Annotated in this window: 11 protein-coding genes; 10 read left to right on the top strand and 1 reads right to left on the bottom strand. The window is 35.8% G+C overall.

All coding sequences use genetic code 11. The features are described 5' to 3' along the window. Positions 1–290 precede the first annotated feature (290 nt). Positions 291–1,487, top strand: coding sequence for an alanine racemase (gene alr, locus MKX66_RS08265; protein ID WP_012260906.1), 1,197 nt, complete (start codon positions 291–293; stop codon positions 1,485–1,487). 219 nt (positions 1,488–1,706) lie between these two features. Continuing rightward, a complete protein-coding gene (locus tag MKX66_RS08260; RefSeq protein WP_002012759.1) occupies positions 1,707–2,006 on the top strand; it encodes an ArsR/SmtB family transcription factor in 300 nt (99 codons plus the stop codon). Positions 2,007–2,069: 63 nt separating this feature from the next. Here the strand turns inward: MKX66_RS08260 and MKX66_RS08255 are convergent, their stop codons facing one another. Next, complete coding sequence (locus tag MKX66_RS08255; protein WP_002012762.1) at positions 2,070–2,255, bottom strand: YkvS family protein; 186 nt, start codon at positions 2,253–2,255, stop codon at positions 2,070–2,072. A gap of 680 nt (positions 2,256–2,935) precedes the next feature. Here MKX66_RS08255 and MKX66_RS08250 point away from each other — a divergent pair. The 8 genes from MKX66_RS08250 to MKX66_RS08215 all read left to right on the top strand — a co-directional run bounded on the left by MKX66_RS08250 (position 2,936) and on the right by MKX66_RS08215 (position 18,183). Continuing rightward, positions 2,936–4,138 carry an L-lactate MFS transporter gene (locus tag MKX66_RS08250; protein WP_063219575.1) on the top strand — a complete coding sequence of 401 codons (1,203 nt, stop codon included), beginning with the start codon at positions 2,936–2,938 and terminating at the stop codon, positions 4,136–4,138. A 629-nt stretch (positions 4,139–4,767) separates the two neighbouring features. Continuing rightward, positions 4,768–5,553: a 2,3-dihydro-2,3-dihydroxybenzoate dehydrogenase gene (gene dhbA / locus MKX66_RS08245; RefSeq protein WP_002141680.1), complete on the top strand. Its 786-nt coding sequence runs from the start codon at positions 4,768–4,770 to the stop codon at positions 5,551–5,553. A gap of 26 nt (positions 5,554–5,579) precedes the next feature. Then, positions 5,580–6,779, top strand: coding sequence for an isochorismate synthase DhbC (gene dhbC, locus MKX66_RS08240; protein ID WP_326996804.1), 1,200 nt, complete (start codon positions 5,580–5,582; stop codon positions 6,777–6,779). A gap of 12 nt (positions 6,780–6,791) precedes the next feature. After that, entirely contained in the window at positions 6,792–8,408 is a 1,617-nt protein-coding gene (locus MKX66_RS08235) for a (2,3-dihydroxybenzoyl)adenylate synthase (protein ID WP_063219574.1), read from the top strand. A 24-nt stretch (positions 8,409–8,432) separates the two neighbouring features. Beyond that, positions 8,433–9,326: an isochorismatase family protein gene (locus MKX66_RS08230; RefSeq protein WP_002012770.1), complete on the top strand. Its 894-nt coding sequence runs from the start codon at positions 8,433–8,435 to the stop codon at positions 9,324–9,326. 33 nt (positions 9,327–9,359) lie between these two features. After that, positions 9,360–16,520, top strand: coding sequence for an amino acid adenylation domain-containing protein (locus MKX66_RS08225; RefSeq protein WP_341085911.1), 7,161 nt, complete (start codon positions 9,360–9,362; stop codon positions 16,518–16,520). After that, a complete protein-coding gene (locus tag MKX66_RS08220; protein WP_000184075.1) occupies positions 16,517–16,741 on the top strand; it encodes an MbtH family protein in 225 nt (74 codons plus the stop codon). The genes MKX66_RS08225 and MKX66_RS08220 overlap by 4 nt, the downstream gene beginning before the upstream one ends. Further along, positions 16,741–18,183 (top strand): MDR family MFS transporter, encoded by a 1,443-nt coding sequence (locus MKX66_RS08215; RefSeq protein ID WP_341085908.1) that lies wholly within the window; start codon positions 16,741–16,743, stop codon positions 18,181–18,183. The genes MKX66_RS08220 and MKX66_RS08215 overlap by 1 nt, the downstream gene beginning before the upstream one ends. The last annotated feature ends 35 nt before the right edge of the window (positions 18,184–18,218 follow it).

Raw genomic sequence — 18,218 nt, 5'->3', positions numbered from 1 at the left:
TACAAAGAGGCATCTCTATACCTCTCCAACATACCACTAGACTGTAAAAATACATAATGTGTGTACCTTTTTGGATAGGTGAAGATATGTAAAAATATGAGGGTGAGAGTGAATGTGATTTTTAACGATTTTAGCTCACCGAAGGCTACGAGGTAAAAATAACTGAAGGAATACTAAAAAAATAATAACCGACGGATTTTCGTTTGAATACTAATGACTTTTATGGATTCATGAACTTGGCTCTTCAGGAAGAGCATTTTTGATAGCTTAATATAGGAGGTAAATAAATTATGAACGTTAACTATGGTAGACATACTATTATTGAAGTTGATTTAAATGCACTGCAACGTAATTTCCAACAGTACAAACAAGCTATTCCATTTGGTACAGCGATTATGACAGTTGTAAAAGCGAATGCCTATGGACACGGGGCAGTTCCGATTGCGAAGGCGGTAATAGAGGCAGGCACAAGTCACTTGGCAGTTGCGTTTGTAGATGAAGGAATTGAACTTAGAGAAGCTGGTATAACTGTACCAATATTAATCTTTGGATACACACCGTATGAAGCGATAGTAGATGCAATTACGTATGATTTAAGCATGACAGTATATACAATTGAGGATTTGCATGCTATAGAAGAGGTTGCTTCACAAATGGAAAAGAATGCGTACATCCATATTAAAATTGACACTGGAATGAGCCGAATCGGTTTACAACTTAATGAAGTCACATTGTTTTTACAAACATTAAAGTGTACAAAATATATTCAGGTTGAAGGAATGTACACGCACTTCGCTTGTGCAGATGAAAGGGATAAAGCATATACTCTCATGCAACAAGAGGTATTCCAAAAAGCCGTAAGCAAAGCAGAAGAGTTACAAATTGTTATTCCATGGATTCATGCCAATAATAGTGCTGCTACAATTGATATGAGAGAAACAAAAGGAAATATGGTCCGCCTTGGAATCGCGTTATACGGTCTCTATCCATCTGCAGATGTCAATCAAGAAGCTATTTCGTTACAGCCTATCCTGACATTTAAATCAAAAGTTGCGCATATCAAAAAAGTAAAAAAAGGAAATGGGGTTAGCTATGGAGCAACATACACAGCGACAGGAGAAGAATGGATTGCGACGATACCGGTTGGATATGCGGATGGTGTCAGCAGGCAACTCTCGAATAAAGGGTTTGTATTAATAAAGGATGTGAAAGTTCCTATTATAGGACGTATTTGTATGGACCAGTTAATGTTGGACGTAACAAAAATCATGCCAATACATGTTGGGGATGAGGTGGTCTTTTATGGTAATCAAGGCGAGGAATCAATAAGTGTAGATTGCGTTGCAGATACATTAAGTACAATTAATTATGAGATTACTTGTATGTTAAGTAGAAGGATACCTCGCATCTATATAAAAGACAATAAGCCAATCGAAATAATAAATGAACTACGAAGAAGTCCTATCAGTTTATGTATAAATGAATGAAGAATCTTCATCATAAATTTATGCTAACTTCACATACAGCACATATTAAAATTGTATTATGTATATGTACCAAATAAATAAAATAAAAAACATTTCTGTTTTTAATGAAATGAAATCCTGTTATTTCTATATAAGGGTCTTATTTGCATATTGGGGATTGCGGTTTTCTTTAGAAATGGATCTAAATAAAAAGGAATCAATATAAAAGGGGAATGTCTTATGACAACATATACGAGCGAGATAAAAAAAAGTTTAGTAACTGAAGAAGATGTGGATATTTTAAAAATAATGGCGCATCCAATACGATTACAAATTGTAAATGAATTAAGTGCACGCAAAACTTGTAATGTAACACAATTAACAGAAATATTAAATATTCCTCAATCGACTGTTTCACAGCATTTATCAAAAATGAAAGGTAAAGTGCTAAGAGCTGAGAGAAGAGGGTTAGAAATTTATTATTATATTAATAATTTAAAAGCAAGCAAGATTGTTAGTGTTTTAGGATATGTAAATTAATGAATTGTTATTATACAAAATAGCCTCCGCTGTTAAGCAGGGGCTATTTTGTATTGTATTGTTTTATTTATTTGCATTTAAAATTTTATAGTTTTTATGATTTACAATTGTTCGGTCAAATTCAAAAGTACCACCGCTTACATCTGTGACTTCAACTAAGACCGATTCAGTGTATAGTTTTAGTACAGATGCTGTGATCTTTAAGTTATTTCGTTGAAATAGTATAGTATCGCCTACGTTTGCTTTCATAGTACCTCCTTATAAAAGTCAGAAATGTTTGTTTATTATATATATTAAACCACGTATAGATATATTAGTGAATGTTTAGTTTTATTTATCAATAAAATATTTGTTGTTTAGTAAAAATTAAAGTGCAACATTATGTAAATGAATTATATATTTTCTATTTTTTTATGTATAAAATTGTAAAATAACGTTGTAATTCTGTATGTTTCGTTAAAAAACAAGATATATGGAAGTTAAAATGTATAAAAGATGGAATTTTTGATTACAAGCATTGTAATGAGAAGCCAGATTACAAGACTATTAAATGATTTGTATCAAGAAATACAGACGCAACATGTTATAAACGTTGAAGAGTTAAATAAGAATAGGATAAGCAAAATATTGAAGTCCAGCCATGGATAATTCGATAATTTTTTTGGTAAAAGAGGATGTGAAAGCCCCGTATGTCGTATTGATGCAAAACATTATAAAAGCTGCTACGTATTTAACAAGCAGTTTTTTGTATTTCACCCTTCGTTTTCTGTAACTGATTCCATATTTTTGACGCTCCATCTTGTAAGTGCTTACATAAACGAAAACATCCTATACAATGAAGTTGTTAAGTCGAATGAGGTGGCGAAAATAAAAATAAAAAAAGCATATTTAGCGAATAGCATTGAAATAGAAAGAGGAGGAGAGATGGTATGAAAAAATCATCGGTTAATCCATGGCTTGTTGTCCTTGGAACAGTCATAGTACAAATGGGGCTTGGTACGATATATACATGGAGTTTATTCAATCAGCCCTTAGTGAGTAAATACGGTTGGAGTCTTAACGCTGTTGCTATAACTTTCTCAATTACTAGCCTGTCTTTAGCGTTTTCAACTTTGTTTGCGAGTAAATTGCAAGAAAAATGGGGACTTCGTAAACTTATTATGATAGCTGGACTAGCATTAGGACTAGGATTAATACTTAGTTCACAAGCTTCCTCATTAATATTGCTTTATGTACTAGCAGGGGTTGTTGTAGGTTATGCAGATGGTACAGCATATATCACTTCATTATCCAATTTAATAAAGTGGTTTCCAAAGCGTAAAGGTTTAATTGCTGGTATTTCTGTCTCTGCATATGGTTCGGGTAGCTTAATTTTTAAATATATTAACGCACAGTTAATTGAATCAGTTGGTGTATCACAAGCGTTTATATACTGGGGTTTAATTGTTACAGCTATGATTGTCCTTGGCGCTTGTTTAATCCATCAAGCTGCAGATCAAGGAGCAGTTCATGAAACAAAAACTCAGGAATATACAACGAAAGAAATGTTAGGCACAAAACAAGTATACTTATTATTTATTATGTTATTTACATCATGTATGAGTGGCTTATACTTAATTGGTATGGTAAAAGACATTGGTGTTCAACTTGTAGGGCTTAGCGCAGCGACAGCAGCTAATGCGGTGGCTATGGTTGCAATCTTCAATACATTAGGTCGTATTATTTTAGGACCGTTATCAGATAAAATCGGCCGTTTAAAAATCGTTACTGGTACATTTGTTGTTATGGCAGCTTCAGTCTTGGTTTTAAGTTTCGTAGATTTAAATTATGGTATCTACTTCGTATGTGTAGCAAGTGTAGCGTTTTGCTTTGGTGGAAATATCACTATTTTCCCAGCTATCGTTGGTGATTTCTACGGTATGAAAAACCATAGTAAGAACTACGGAATTGTGTATCAAGGATTTGGATTTGGAGCGCTCGCTGGTTCCTTTATCGGTGCAGTTCTAGGTGGATTCAAACCAACTTTCATGGTGATCGGCGTATTATGTGTCGTATCATTTATTATCGCACTTTTAATCCAAGTGCCTAAGCAGAAAAAAGAAAAAGAAGAAGAGTATCGCAGTGTAGCGTAAGTATATAAATCTTCTTTAACACTATGTTTACTAAAAAGCACCCTATTTAATAGGGTGCTTTTTTATGAATTACAACATGTGGAATTTTCTAGAGGCAAAAAAATGAGTAAAGTATCTGTTTGGATTATATTGGAATATCATAAATTGATATATTATATGCGAAATACTTATTAAATCTTAAATTATAAACACGACATGCATCGGTAATTGCAAGATATACTTTCTTGATATTTTCAGAAAAATGTTGAGAAAATATATACTTGAGTTTTTGGTAAGGCTTTGTAAATGAAGGTATCTACAGTTTATCTTCTTCAATTTTAAAAAGAGGAGTACGAATTAAATTTTTTAATGTAAGTACTTATTAATGCTTTTAGATGTAATTGTATTGAGAAGTACTAAAATATTTTATCTGAAAAATAAAAATAGGTTGACAAGTTTATTGAGAAAGATTATCATTTCGATGTAAGAATATTAAATGAAAAACATTATCAATGAATAATATTTTGATGAAAAGTACACTTGACCAATTAGTTTAGTAAGTGTATTATTTTTTACATTGATAGTGATAATCGTTATCATTATTGCTATTTGTTTAATTAGATTAATTTTCAAATGAAAGGATAGAGGAAATGAACTTAGGGGAATTTGATGGAAAAACGGTTTTAGTAACAGGTGCAGCTCAAGGTATAGGCAGTGTTGTTGCCAAAATGTTTTTAGAAAGAGGAGCTACAGTTATTGCGGTTGATCAAAATGAAGAGGGGTTAAACGTACTCTTAAATGAAAATGAATTAAATGAAACACGTATGAAAATATTTCATTTAGATGTGAGTGATAGTACCGCTGTTGAAGATATGGTAAACGGTATTGAAAATGATATAGCACCAATAGATATATTAATAAATGTTGCAGGGGTATTACGTATGGGACCAATTCACTCTTTAAGTGATGAAGATTGGAATAAAACCTTCTCCGTAAATTCTACAGGAGTTTTCTATATGTCTCGAGCAGTAAGTAAACATATGATGCAAAGAAAGTCAGGGGCAATTGTTACAGTTGGTTCAAATGCGGCAAATACTCCGAGAATGGAAATGGCTGCGTACGCTGCATCAAAAGCCGCAACGACAATGTTTATGAAGTGTTTAGGGTTAGAGCTTGCAGCATACAATATTCGCTGCAACTTAGTTTCTCCTGGTTCTACTGAAACTGAAATGCAAAGATTACTATGGGCTGATGAGAATGGAGCTGAAAATATAATTGCTGGTTCTCAAAATACATATAGACTCGGTATTCCGTTACAAAAAATTGCACAACCTTCAGAAATTGCTGAAGCAGTATTGTTTTTAGCTTCTGATAAAGCGAGTCATATTACAATGCACAATTTATGTGTCGATGGCGGAGCTACATTAGGAGTTTAATAAAAAATTCAGGAGGTTATTATACTATGAATGAACTTACAGCCGTAAAGGAACTGTCAGAAAAACTTTTAGAAGATTATAAGACAGAATCTTCATTCTTTTTCGCTTCACCAACTCGAACAATATTAGCAGAAGGAGAGTTTACTACAGTAAAACATCGTGAAATTGAAAGCTTTCCAGAACTTGTACAAGCGGTATTAAGTAATGCAAAACAAGCCGGAAATCCGAATCCTATCGTTGTTGGTGCTTTGCCCTTTGATCGTAGAAAAGAAGTTCAACTTATCGTACCAGAACATAGTAGAATTACTGAGCGTTTACAGTTAGAGACGACAAATGAGATAAAACGAAATGAGAAACTGACATTTGAAATGACACCGGTTCCAGCTCCTGAAGTTTATATGGATGGTGTGAAGCAAGGAATAGCAAAAATTCAGGACGGAGATTTAAGAAAAATCGTTCTATCTAGATCATTGGATGTTAAGTCTTCCGAGAAAATTGATCAACAAAAACTACTTCGTGAATTAGCGGAACATAATAAGCACGGCTACACATTTGCTGTTAATTTGCCGAAAGATGAAAACGAGTACAGTAAGACGTTAATTGGAGCAAGTCCTGAATTACTTGTTTCACGTCATGGTATGCAAGTAATTTCTAATCCGTTGGCTGGCTCAAGACCACGAAGTGAGGATCCAGTAGAAGATAAAAGAAGGGCAGAAGAATTACTTTCTTCTCCAAAAGATTTACATGAACATGCGGTAGTAGTTGAAGCGGTTGCCGCTGCGCTTCGCCCTTACTGTCATATATTACATGTTCCAGAAAAACCCTCAGTTATTCATAGTGAAGCAATGTGGCATTTGTCTACGGAAGTGAAAGGTGAACTAAAGGACCCAAATACGTCTTCTTTAGAATTAGCAATTGCTCTTCATCCTACGCCAGCAGTTTGCGGAACTCCAATGGAAGAAGCGAGAGAGGCTATTCAAAAAATTGAGCCATTTGACCGTGAATTCTTTACAGGAATGTTAGGGTGGAGCGATTTAGATGGAGATGGCGAATGGATTGTTACAATTCGTTGTGCTGAAGTGCAAGAGAATACACTTCGCTTATATGCAGGTGCTGGAGTTGTTGCTGAATCAAAGCCAGAAGATGAGTTAGCAGAAACATCTGCTAAGTTCCAAACAATGTTGAAGGCTTTAGGGTTAAGAGATAATGCGCTGAATGAAAAATAGGGGGAAGAAAGAATGTTAATAGGTTATACGGAATGGCCAAAAGAATTTGCCAATCGCTATCGAGAAGAAGGGTGTTGGCTTGGAGAAACATTTGGTTCGATGTTAAAAGAACGCGCTGAAAAATATGGGGATCAAATTGCGGTTGTAAGTAGTAATACGCATATAACGTATAGTGAACTTGATAAAAAGGTAGATCGCTTAGCTTCAGGTTTACTGAATTTAGGAATAAAGAAAGAGGACCGAGTTGTAATCCAGTTGCCTAATATTATAGAGTTTTTCGAAATATGCTTTGCGCTATTTCGCATTGGAGCACTCCCTGTTTTTGCACTACCTTCTCATCGCAGTAGTGAAATTAGTTATTTTTGCGAGTTTGGTGAAGCGAGTGCTTACGTTATTTCAGATAAGGCTCTCGGCTTTGATTATCGAAAACTAGCAAGAGAAGTGAAAGAGAAAGTTCCCGCTTTACAACATGTAATCGTAGTGGGGGAAGAAGAAGAATTCGTGAACATAACTGATCTTTATATGGATCCGATTCCGTTACCAGAAGTTCAGCCAAGTGATGTTGCGTTTCTCCAATTATCAGGAGGGACGACAGGACTTTCTAAATTAATTCCTAGAACACATGATGACTATATTTATAGTTTACGTGTTAGCGCTGACATTTGTAATTTAAATGCAGAAAGTGTCTATATGGCAGTTCTTCCAGTAGCACACAATTACCCGATGAGTTCTCCAGGGACATTTGGAACTTTCTATGCGGGTGGAAAAGTAGTATTGGCAACTGGAGGCAGTCCAGATGAGGCATTTGCTCTTATAGAAAAAGAAAAAGTTACGATTACAGCGCTCGTTCCACCATTAGCAATGATTTGGCTTGATGCAGCATCTTCCCGTAACGACGATTTATCGAGCCTGCAAGTTATTCAAGTAGGAGGTGCGAAATTTAGTGCCGAAGTTGCGAAGCGTATTCGCCCTACATTTGGATGTACGTTACAGCAAGTGTTCGGTATGGCAGAAGGGTTAGTAAATTACACAAGATTAAATGATCCTGAAGAAATTATTATTCATACGCAAGGTAGACCGATGTCTACATTCGATGAAGTAAGGGTTGTTGATGAAAATGATAACGATGTAAAACCCGGTGAAGTAGGAAGTTTATTAACAAGAGGTCCATATACAATTCGTGGTTATTATAAAGCGGAAGAGCATAATGCACGATCATTTACAAAGGATGGATTTTATCGTACAGGAGATCTTGTGAAAGTAAATGAACAAGGTTACATCATTGTAGAAGGAAGAGATAAAGATCAAATTAATCGTGGCGGTGAGAAGGTTGCTGCGGAAGAGGTTGAAAATCATCTATTAGCACATGATGCAGTACATGATGTAGCAATTGTATCTATGCCTGACGATTATTTAGGAGAACGCACTTGCGCTTTTGTTATCGCTCGTGGACAAGTCCTAACTGCAAACGAATTAAAAATGTTCTTAAGAGAACGTGGTATAGCAGCTTATAAGATTCCAGATCGAATTGAATTTATTGAATCATTCCCACAAACAGGTGTTGGAAAAGTAAGCAAAAAAGAATTACGTAAAGTCATTGCTGAAAAACTTATTACAGTAAAACAATAATAAAAATCGGAAGGAAGTGATTAGATGGCTATCCCATCTATTTCAGTATATAAAATGCCAATTGAATCAGAACTACCAAAAAATAAAGTGAATTGGACGCCAGATCCGAAACGTGCGGTTCTTCTAATCCATGACATGCAAGAATATTTTCTTGATGCATATAGCGATAAAGAATCGCCAAAAGTAGAACTAATTTCAAATATTAAGGTGATAAGAGAAAGATGCAAGGAACTTGGTATACCAGTTGTTTATACAGCACAACCTGGTGGACAAACGTTAGAACAACGAGGGTTATTACAAGACTTTTGGGGTGACGGTATTCCTGCTGGACCAGATAAAAAGAAAATTGTCGATGAGCTTACTCCAGATGAGGATGATATATTCCTAACCAAATGGAGATATAGTGCATTTAAAAAGACGAATCTATTAGAAATTTTAAATGAGCAGGGAAGAGATCAACTTATTATTTGCGGTATTTATGCGCATATTGGCTGCCTTTTAACAGCTTGTGAAGCATTTATGGATGGTATAGAGCCATTTTTTGTAGCAGATGCAGTTGCTGATTTTTCGCTAGAGCATCATAAACAAGCATTGCAGTATGCATCTAATAGATGTGCAGTAACGACATCAACAAACTTACTATTAAAAGATTTACAAAGTGTAAAAAGCGATGAGAGTGAAGGAATCACTTTACAGAAAGTACATGAACTAGTTGCACAACTACTCCGTGAGCCAGTAGAGAGTATTGAAGTTGATGAAGACTTATTAAATAGAGGACTTGATTCGGTCAGAATTATGAGTTTAGTAGAGAAGTGGCGCCGCGAAGGGAAAGAAATCACTTTTGCAGATTTAGCAGAACGTCCAACTGTTGATGATTGGTACCGTTTACTATCTTCACAAGCAGCACAAGTGCTGTAACAAATAGACTACATAATAAAGGGGTAGTAAAGAATGCCTAATAGTCAAAAGATTCGTCATTCGTTATCATCTGCGCAGTCTGGTATGTGGTTTGCGCAACAATTAGATCCGCTTAATCCGATTTATAATACTGGGGAATATATAGAAATAAACGGAAATATTAATCATGAAATTTTCGAGTTAGCTGTGCGTAAAGTGGTAAAAGAAGCAGAAGCACTTCATGTTCGTTTCGAAGAGGATGAAATTGGCCCATGGCAAGTTATTGAGGAATCGTCAACGTTTCATATGCATTTTATTGACGTTCGTAAAGAAGAAAATCCTGAAGAAGCTGCTAAAGTATGGATGAAAAATGATTTATCTGTACCGATAGATTTAAAAGAAGATAAATTATTTACTGAAGCACTTATTCAAGTTGAAAATAATCGTTTCTTTTGGTATCAGCGCATCCATCACATTGTGATGGATGGCTATGGATTTTCACTTCTTAGCCAAAAGGTAGCGAATGAGTATACATCACTTATAGAAGAAACAAATAAGAATGAAAAGCCATTTGGTTCTCTTGCAAAAATTGTACAAGAAGATAATGAGTATCGTGAATCTAAACAAATTCAGGAAGATCGTACTTTTTGGCTAGAAAAGTTTGCAGATGAACCGGAAGTTATAAGTTTAGCAGAACGAGCGCCGAGAACATCAAATGGATTTTTAAGAGAAACTGCTTATCTATCAAATGCTAGTACGAAAACTTTACTAGAAGATATTAATATTTCGTTAACGAGTTGGCCCGAATTTGTTGTAGCTGTAACAAGTATTTATATGCATAAATTAACAGGTGCAAATGATATTGTTTTAGGTTTACCGATGATGGGGCGTCTTGGTTCTGTATCTATTCATACACCTAGCATGGTAATGAATTTAGTTCCTCTTCGTCTAAAGTTAACTCCAAATATAACTTTTGCAGAATTAATACAGCAAGTTTCTAAAGAAATTCGAGACGTACGTCGTCATCATAAATATCGTCATGAGGAATTAAGAAGAGACTTAAAGTTACTAGGTGAAAATCAAAGGTTGTTTGGGCCGTTAGTGAATGTTATGCCTTTTGATTACGGGCTTAACTTTGCTGGAAATCGTGGTATTACACATAATTTATCAGCAGGACCTGTCGATGACTTATCGATTAATGTATATAAGCGCTTCGATGAAAATGAGTTAATGATTCATTTTGATGCGAATCCGGAAGTATATAGCGATACGGAACTAGCATTGCATAAAGAAAGATTTATGAATCTATTAGAATTAGTGATAAATAATTATCACAAAGACGAGCCGATTGGAAAAATAAACATTACTCTTCCTGAAGAAAATCATAAAGTTTTATTGGAATGGAATGAAACGAAGAAAGCTGAAGAGCTAATTAATCTACCTATATTATTTGAAAAACAAGTACAAAAAAATCCAAATAAAATAGCAGTTACTTGTAACGGGATAAAACTTACGTATAAAGAGCTAAATGAACGAGCGAATGAACTAGCACACTATTTATTAGAAGAAGGAATAGAAGTAAATCAGTTTGTAGCCTTAGTATTTCCAAAATCAATAGAAATGGTAGTTAGTATGCTAGCAGTTCTAAAGGCTGGTGCAGCGTATTTACCGATAGATCCAGAATACCCAGCCGAGCGAATTCATTATATAGTAAATGATGCAAATCCAGTTTGTATCATAACACATTCATCTGTTTCATCTACTTTAGTTATAGAAAATGATATTAAAAAAATCATATTAGATAGCGAAGAAACGAAAATAGCGTTAAAAACATATTCTCATATGAATCTACCATTTAAAAATGATGAATCACTTTTAAACCAAGCTTATACAATTTACACTTCAGGATCAACCGGAAATCCAAAAGGTGTAATTGTTACTATGAAAGGTTTAAGTAACTTCTTATTAGCTATGAAAGATATGTTTTCATTAAATGAAAACGATCATTTATTAGCAGTTACAACGTTTGCGTTTGATATTTCTGCTCTAGAAATTTATTTACCTCTTATTAGTGGTGCAAGTTTAACAATTGCACAAAAAGAGGTAATCCAAGGGCCTTCTGCGTTAACGACATTGTTACAAGAAGAAAGAGCGACAATTATGCAAGCTACACCGACGCTCTGGCAGGCGTTAATAACTGAATATCCAGAGAGGTTACAAAGGCTAAACGTACTCGTTGGCGGTGAAGCTCTTCCGGCACATTTAGCAAATAAATTAAAAGAATTAGGTTGCTCTATAACTAACTTATATGGACCAACTGAAACGACTATTTGGTCTACTTTCATGAACATTGATGACAGTGAAAATGGTATCCCTCCTATTGGAAGACCAATTTGGAATACAGAAGTGTACGTTTTGGATGCAGGGTTACAGCCTGTTCCACCTGGAGTTATCGGTGAATTATATATTGCAGGAGAAGGACTTGCGAACGGATATTTAGGAAAACCAGCGTTAACGGCTGAACGGTTTGTTGCAAACCCTTATGGAAAAGATGGAGCACGTATGTACCGCACAGGTGATCTTGTGAAATGGCGTAACGATGGTGTGTTAGAGTACATTAGTCGCGCAGATCATCAAATTAAAATTCGCGGTTTCCGAATTGAATTAGCTGAAATTGAAACGGTATTACAACGACATGAAAATATACAACAAGCAGTGGTAATGGTACGAGAAGATCGTCCAAATGATAAACGAATCATTGCGTATATCGTTGCCGAAGAGAAGGAACCAATTAATCTTTCGGAAATTCGTTCTTATGTTTCAGAAAGTTTAGCGAATTATATGGTGCCATCGGCATTTGTTGTGCTAGAAGAATTACCATTAACACCAAATAGTAAGGTTGATAGAAAGAAATTACCTGCTCCTGATTTTAATGGAATGAACAATGAGAGAGTTGCTAGAAATCCGAAAGAAGAAATATTATGTGATTTATTTGCTGAAGTACTTGGTGTTTCGCGAATTAGTATAGATGATAATTTCTTTGAAATGGGTGGCCATTCGCTTCTTGCATCTCGTTTAATGGCAAGAATTCGTGAAACGTTAAGTGTAGAATTAGGAATCGGAAAGCTATTTGAATCACCAACTGTTGCTGAATTAGCGAACCAGTTGGATCGTGCAAAAAGCGCAAGGCCAGCTATTAAGAAAGTAAGTAGGCCAAATGAAGTTCCACTTTCATTTGCACAGCGCAGGTTATGGTTCTTAAATTGTTTAGAAGGTCCAAGTCCTACTTATAATATTCCGTTAGTCATTCGTATGTCTGGAAAATTGAATGAGGAAGCACTGCAAGGTGCCTTTTATGATGTAGTTGAGAAACATGAAACACTTAGAACGATTTTCCCGAATTCACTTGGCAGTTCATATCAAAGAATTCTAGAAATGGATAAATTGAATTTAAAAATGATTATAACAAATACATGTAAGGATGAATTAGAAAGTACACTGTCTGAAGCTGTAAGATATAGCTTTAATCTTGATATCGAACCAGCAATTCGTTTGCAACTTTTTAAAGTGAGTGAAAACGAACATGTTTTACTAATTCTTTTGCATCATATTGTAGGAGATGGATGGTCATTACAAGCGTTAACGAGAGACTTTACAGCGGCTTATAAAGCACGATGTCAAGGTGATAGTGTTCAACTAGAAACCCTTTCAGTTCAATACGCAGATTATTCACTATGGCAACAACAGCTATTAGGTGATGAAACAAAACCAGACAGTATTATTTCAACACAATTAGATTTTTGGAAAGAAGAGTTAAAAGGTTTACCAGATCAAATGGAGTTACCTACAGATTACCAGCGCCCAATTGAAACTAGTTATCGCGGGGAAACAATTCATTTTCATTTAGATGAAGGTATGCATAGTAGGTTAGTGGAGCTCGCTCGTAAAAATGGAGTTAGTTTGTTTATGGTGTTGCAAGCAGGACTAAGTGCCTTATTTACAAGATTAGGTGCTGGAACTGATATACCATTAGGTAGTCCGATTGCTGGAAGAAACGACGATGTACTCACGGATATAGTTGGTTTATTTGTAAATACATTAGTGTTACGCACAAATACATCAGGAAATCCAAGTTTTAAAGAATTATTAAATAGAGTGAAACAGGTAAACCTTGCAGCTTATGAAAATCAAGATGTTCCATTTGAACGACTTGTTGAAGTGTTAAACCCAGTACGAACTCGAAATAGTCATCCGCTGTTTCAAGTTATGTTAGCTTTCCAAAATACGCCAGAAGCAACGTTTAATGTACCGGATTTAGAAGCGAGCCTTGAAATTCAAAGTGTTGGTTCTGCAAAATTTGATTTAACATTTGAAATTAGCGAGAGTAACAGAGTTGATGGTACTCCAAACGGCTTACACGGATTGTTAGAGTTTAGTACCGATTTATATAAACGTGAAACGGTTCAAAAACTAATAGAACGATTCATTCTATTATTAGATGATGCAGAGAAACATCCGGATCAATCAATTGGTAGATTAGAAATATTAACTTTAGCAGAGCGAAATACAGTTTTAGAAAAGTGGAATGGTGGTTTTCAAATTGTACCTGAAATGACATTGCCACAATTATTTGAAAAGCAGGCTCATGTAAATCAAAATTCTATTGCTGTTGTCTTTGAAGATGAAAAGCTAACTTATGAAGAGTTAAATAGAAAAGCGAATAAAATAGCTCGTTTGTTAATAGCGAAAGGAATCGGTCCTGATCAACTTGTTGCTTTAGCGATGCCGAGATCTTTAAATATGGTTGTAAGCTTACTTGCTGTTCTTAAAGCTGGTGCGGGATACCTTCCGTTAGATCCGGATTATCCGTCAGATCGTATCTCATTTATGCTAGACGATGCGAAACCATCATGTGTTTTAACAAATTCAGATGTGGAAATTGAATGTGATGAGGCACTAAAGATTTTAGTTGATGATGTGAACGTAATAGAAGAAATTGAGAAATATAGTGAAGACAATATAGATGAAATGGAGCGCATGAAGCCGTTATCTCCTTCACATATTGCTTACGTTATTTATACGTCAGGATCAACAGGTAGACCGAAAGGCGTTATGATACCTCATCAAAATGTAGTAAGACTTTTAGGAGCAACTGATCATTGGTTCCAATTTGACGCAGACGATGTGTGGACGATGTTCCATTCATACGCTTTTGATTTCTCGGTTTGGGAAATTTGGGGACCTTTATTATATGGAGGGCGTTTAGTTGTAGTACCACATACTGTAAGTCGCTCGCCGAAAGAATTTTTACAGCTTCTTGTTAAGGAAAAGGTTACTGTTTTAAACCAAACTCCATCAGCGTTCTATCAATTGATGCAAGCAGATCGTGAAAATGAAGAGGTTGGTCAAAAATTATCTTTACGATATGTTGTTTTTGGCGGAGAAGCACTTGAACTAAGTCGATTAGAAGATTGGTATAGTCGTCATCCTTATAACGCACCGAAGCTTATTAATATGTACGGAATAACGGAGACGACGGTACATGTTAGTTATATTGAATTAGATGAAAGTATCGTATCTTTACGAGCAAATAGTTTAATCGGGTGCAGTATACCGGATCTTAAAGTATACGTATTAGATAACTATTTACAACCGATGCCACCTGGAGTAGTTGGAGAAATATATGTTGCAGGTGCAGGGCTCGCTCGTGGATATTTAGGAAGAGCAGGATTAACTGCGGAACGTTTTATCGCAGATCCATTTGGTAAGCCAGGTACAAGAATGTATCGTACAGGAGACCTAGCGCGCTGGCGTCAAGATGGGACGTTAGATTATATAGGACGTGCAGATCATCAAATTAAAATTCGTGGATTCCGAATTGAATTAGGGGAAATAGAAGCGGTAATAATGAAACATCCTAAAGTTGAACAAGTAGCTGTTATTGTACGGGAAGATCAACCAGGGGATAAACGATTAGTTTCTTATATCGTCGCATCAAATAATGAAACGATCGATACGAATGAAATGCGTCAGTATGCTGGAGGTAGTTTGCCAGATTATATGGTTCCATACGCTTTTGTAGTAGTAAATGAGTTACCTTTAACTCCAAACGGTAAATTAGATAGAAAGGCATTGCCAGCTCCAGAATTTATTGCATCATCTTCTAGCCGCGGACCGAGAACACCGCAAGAAGAAATGTTATGTGACTTGTTTACAGAAGTTTTAAGTGTGTCTCAAATTGGAATTGATGATGGATTCTTTGATCTTGGTGGTCATTCACTTCTTGCAGTGCAGCTGATGAGTCGCATTAAAGAGGCACTTGGAGTTGAACTAAATATCGGAACTTTATTTGCAGCACCTACTGTTGCAGGGCTTGCTGAAAGACTTGAAATGGGGAATGGTCAAAGTGCACTTGATGTGTTGCTTCCATTACGAGCAAGCGGAGATCAATTACCATTATTTTGCGTACATCCAGCAGGTGGATTAAGTTGGTGCTATGCAGGACTTATGAAATCTTTAGGAACAGATTATCCAATCTATGGTGTACAAGCACGTGGTATCGCTGAAAATGAAGAACTTCCAAAAAGCTTAGAGGAGATGGCGGCGGATTATTTAAAACACGTTCGTGAAATACAGCCTCACGGACCATATCGTTTACTCGGATGGTCGCTTGGAGGAAATGTTGTTCATGCTATGGCGGCGCAACTTCAAAATGAAGGGGAAGAAGTAGAATTACTCGTTATGCTTGATTCGTATCCTGGTCACTTCTTACCGAATACGGAAGCACCTACTGAAGAAGAAGCGTTAATCGCATTACTTGCTTTAGGTGGATATGATCCAGATAACATGGATGGTAAACCACTTACTATGGAAAGTGCGGTTGCAATACTTCGCAAAGATGGAAGTGCATTAGCAAGTCTTGAGGAAGAGACTATTTTAAACTTGAAAGAAACATATGTAAATTCAGTAGGGTTGTTAGGGAAATACGTGCCAAAAGTTTATAACGGGGATATTTTATTCTTTAGATCTACTGTTATACCAGACTGGTTTGATCCTATTTCTCCAAATACGTGGCTAAATTATTTAGACGGGGAAATCGTGCAGCATGACATTGATTGTAGACATAAAGATTTATGTCAGCCAGGTCCACTTACAGAAATTGGACAAGTGCTAGCGAAATATTTGCAGAATAAGAAAGGGGTAAGTAAAGTATGACGAATCCATTTGAAAATGATAATTACACATATAAAGTATTAATGAATGAGGAGGGCCAGTATTCTCTCTGGCCTGCCTTTCTCGATGTACCAATTGGATGGAATGTCGTACATGAAGAAGCTAGCAGACAAGTTTGCTTAGAATACGTTGAAGTTAACTGGAATGATTTAGAGCCGAAAAAAAATCAAATTAGCGAAAAAATATTAGTAGGAAAACAATAATGAAAGTAAAAATAAATCCAAAAGTAGTTGTAAGCATCGTTTATATAACAGCGATGTTTATGGCTGCGATGGATGCAACGATTGTGAATGTAGCACTGCAAACGATAAGCAAAGAACTGCAAGTGCCCCCATCTGCAATGGGAACTGTAAATGTTGGGTATTTAGTTAGCTTAGCTATTTTCCTTCCGATTTCTGGTTGGTTAGGAGATCGCTTTGGTACGAAAAAAGTATTTTTAACTGCCCTTTTCGTTTTTACAATTGCATCTGCACTATGTGGAATTGCTAATGATATTACTTCATTAAACATTTTTCGTATCATTCAAGGTGCTGGTGGCGGACTTTTAACACCAGTCGGGATGGCGATGTTATTCCGAACATTTTCACCAGAGGAAAGACCAAAAATTTCTCGATTTATTGTACTTCCAATTGCTGTAGCACCAGCGATCGGACCAATTATTGGTGGTTTCTTTGTAGATCAAATGTCTTGGCGCTGGGCATTTTATATTAATCTGCCGTTTGGCATCATTGCGTTGCTATTTGGACTTCTATTTTTAGCAGAGCATATTGAAAAATCGGCTGGTCGTTTTGATTCTCTCGGTTTTGTTCTTTCAGCACCAGGTTTTGCGATGCTCATCTATGCACTCAGTCAAGGCCCGTCAAGAGGTTGGGTTTCTAAAGAAATAATTAGTATTGGGATAGCTGGGATTGTATTACTTACATTGTTTATTATTGTAGAACTTAAAGTAAAGCAACCGATGTTAGATTTACGCTTATTAAAAGAACCGGTCTTTAGAAAAATGAGTCTTATTTCGTTGTTTTCATCAGCTGGTTTACTAGGAATGTTATTTATTTTTCCGCTTATGTATCAAAATGTAATAGGAGTTTCCGCGCTGGAGTCGGGTCTTACTACATTCCCAGAGGCGATTGGATTAATGATTTCTTCGCAGATTGTACCATGGTCATATAAGAAATTAGGAGCTCGAAAGGTAATCTCTATTGGATTAGTAAGTACGGCGGTTATCTTTATTTTATTAAGTTTTGTAAATCATGATACGAATCCATGGCAAATTCGGGCACTATTGTTTGGCATTGGTATTTTCTTAGGCCAATCTGTCGGTGCGGTTCAATTTTCTGCTTTTAACAATATTGCACCACCTTCTATGGGTAGAGCAACTACTATATTCAATGTGCAAAACCGATTAGGATCAGCAATAGGAGTTGCTGTTTTAGCTAGTATACTATCTGGTTTTGGAAGTAATAACGTACAGAATAATGCACAGTCAGATTTCTTACCATATGAAGCAGCATTAATTGGATCAGCAATATTTTTACTCATAGCATTACTATTTTCTTTACGTATTTCTGATAAAGAGGTAATGTCAAAGAAGAATAAAAAGCCGTTATCTGTATTACAAAAAGAGAAAGAAGTTGTAAATGAATGAGTTGCAGCATGCTAATACTCTTTTGAAATAAAGTA

Source organism: Bacillus sp. FSL R9-9530, from assembly GCF_038008145.1.
Taxonomy (GTDB): domain Bacteria; phylum Bacillota; class Bacilli; order Bacillales; family Bacillaceae_G; genus Bacillus_A; species Bacillus_A mycoides.
This window is presented reverse-complemented; position numbering and strand designations above follow the sequence as displayed.

What these genes read in the sequence shown, in the direction of transcription:
- alr (WP_012260906.1), top strand. Translation starts at nt 291, where the DNA reads ATGAACGTTAACTATGGTAGACATACTATTATTGAAGTTGATTTAAAT.
- MKX66_RS08260 (WP_002012759.1), top strand. Translation starts at nt 1,707, where the DNA reads ATGACAACATATACGAGCGAGATAAAAAAAAGTTTAGTAACTGAAGAA.
- MKX66_RS08255 (WP_002012762.1), bottom strand. Translation starts at nt 2,255, where the DNA reads ATGAAAGCAAACGTAGGCGATACTATACTATTTCAACGAAATAACTTA.
- MKX66_RS08250 (WP_063219575.1), top strand. Translation starts at nt 2,936, where the DNA reads ATGAAAAAATCATCGGTTAATCCATGGCTTGTTGTCCTTGGAACAGTC.
- dhbA (WP_002141680.1), top strand. Translation starts at nt 4,768, where the DNA reads ATGAACTTAGGGGAATTTGATGGAAAAACGGTTTTAGTAACAGGTGCA.
- dhbC (WP_326996804.1), top strand. Translation starts at nt 5,580, where the DNA reads ATGAATGAACTTACAGCCGTAAAGGAACTGTCAGAAAAACTTTTAGAA.
- MKX66_RS08235 (WP_063219574.1), top strand. Translation starts at nt 6,792, where the DNA reads ATGTTAATAGGTTATACGGAATGGCCAAAAGAATTTGCCAATCGCTAT.
- MKX66_RS08230 (WP_002012770.1), top strand. Translation starts at nt 8,433, where the DNA reads ATGGCTATCCCATCTATTTCAGTATATAAAATGCCAATTGAATCAGAA.
- MKX66_RS08225 (WP_341085911.1), top strand. Translation starts at nt 9,360, where the DNA reads ATGCCTAATAGTCAAAAGATTCGTCATTCGTTATCATCTGCGCAGTCT.
- MKX66_RS08220 (WP_000184075.1), top strand. Translation starts at nt 16,517, where the DNA reads ATGACGAATCCATTTGAAAATGATAATTACACATATAAAGTATTAATG.
- MKX66_RS08215 (WP_341085908.1), top strand. Translation starts at nt 16,741, where the DNA reads ATGAAAGTAAAAATAAATCCAAAAGTAGTTGTAAGCATCGTTTATATA.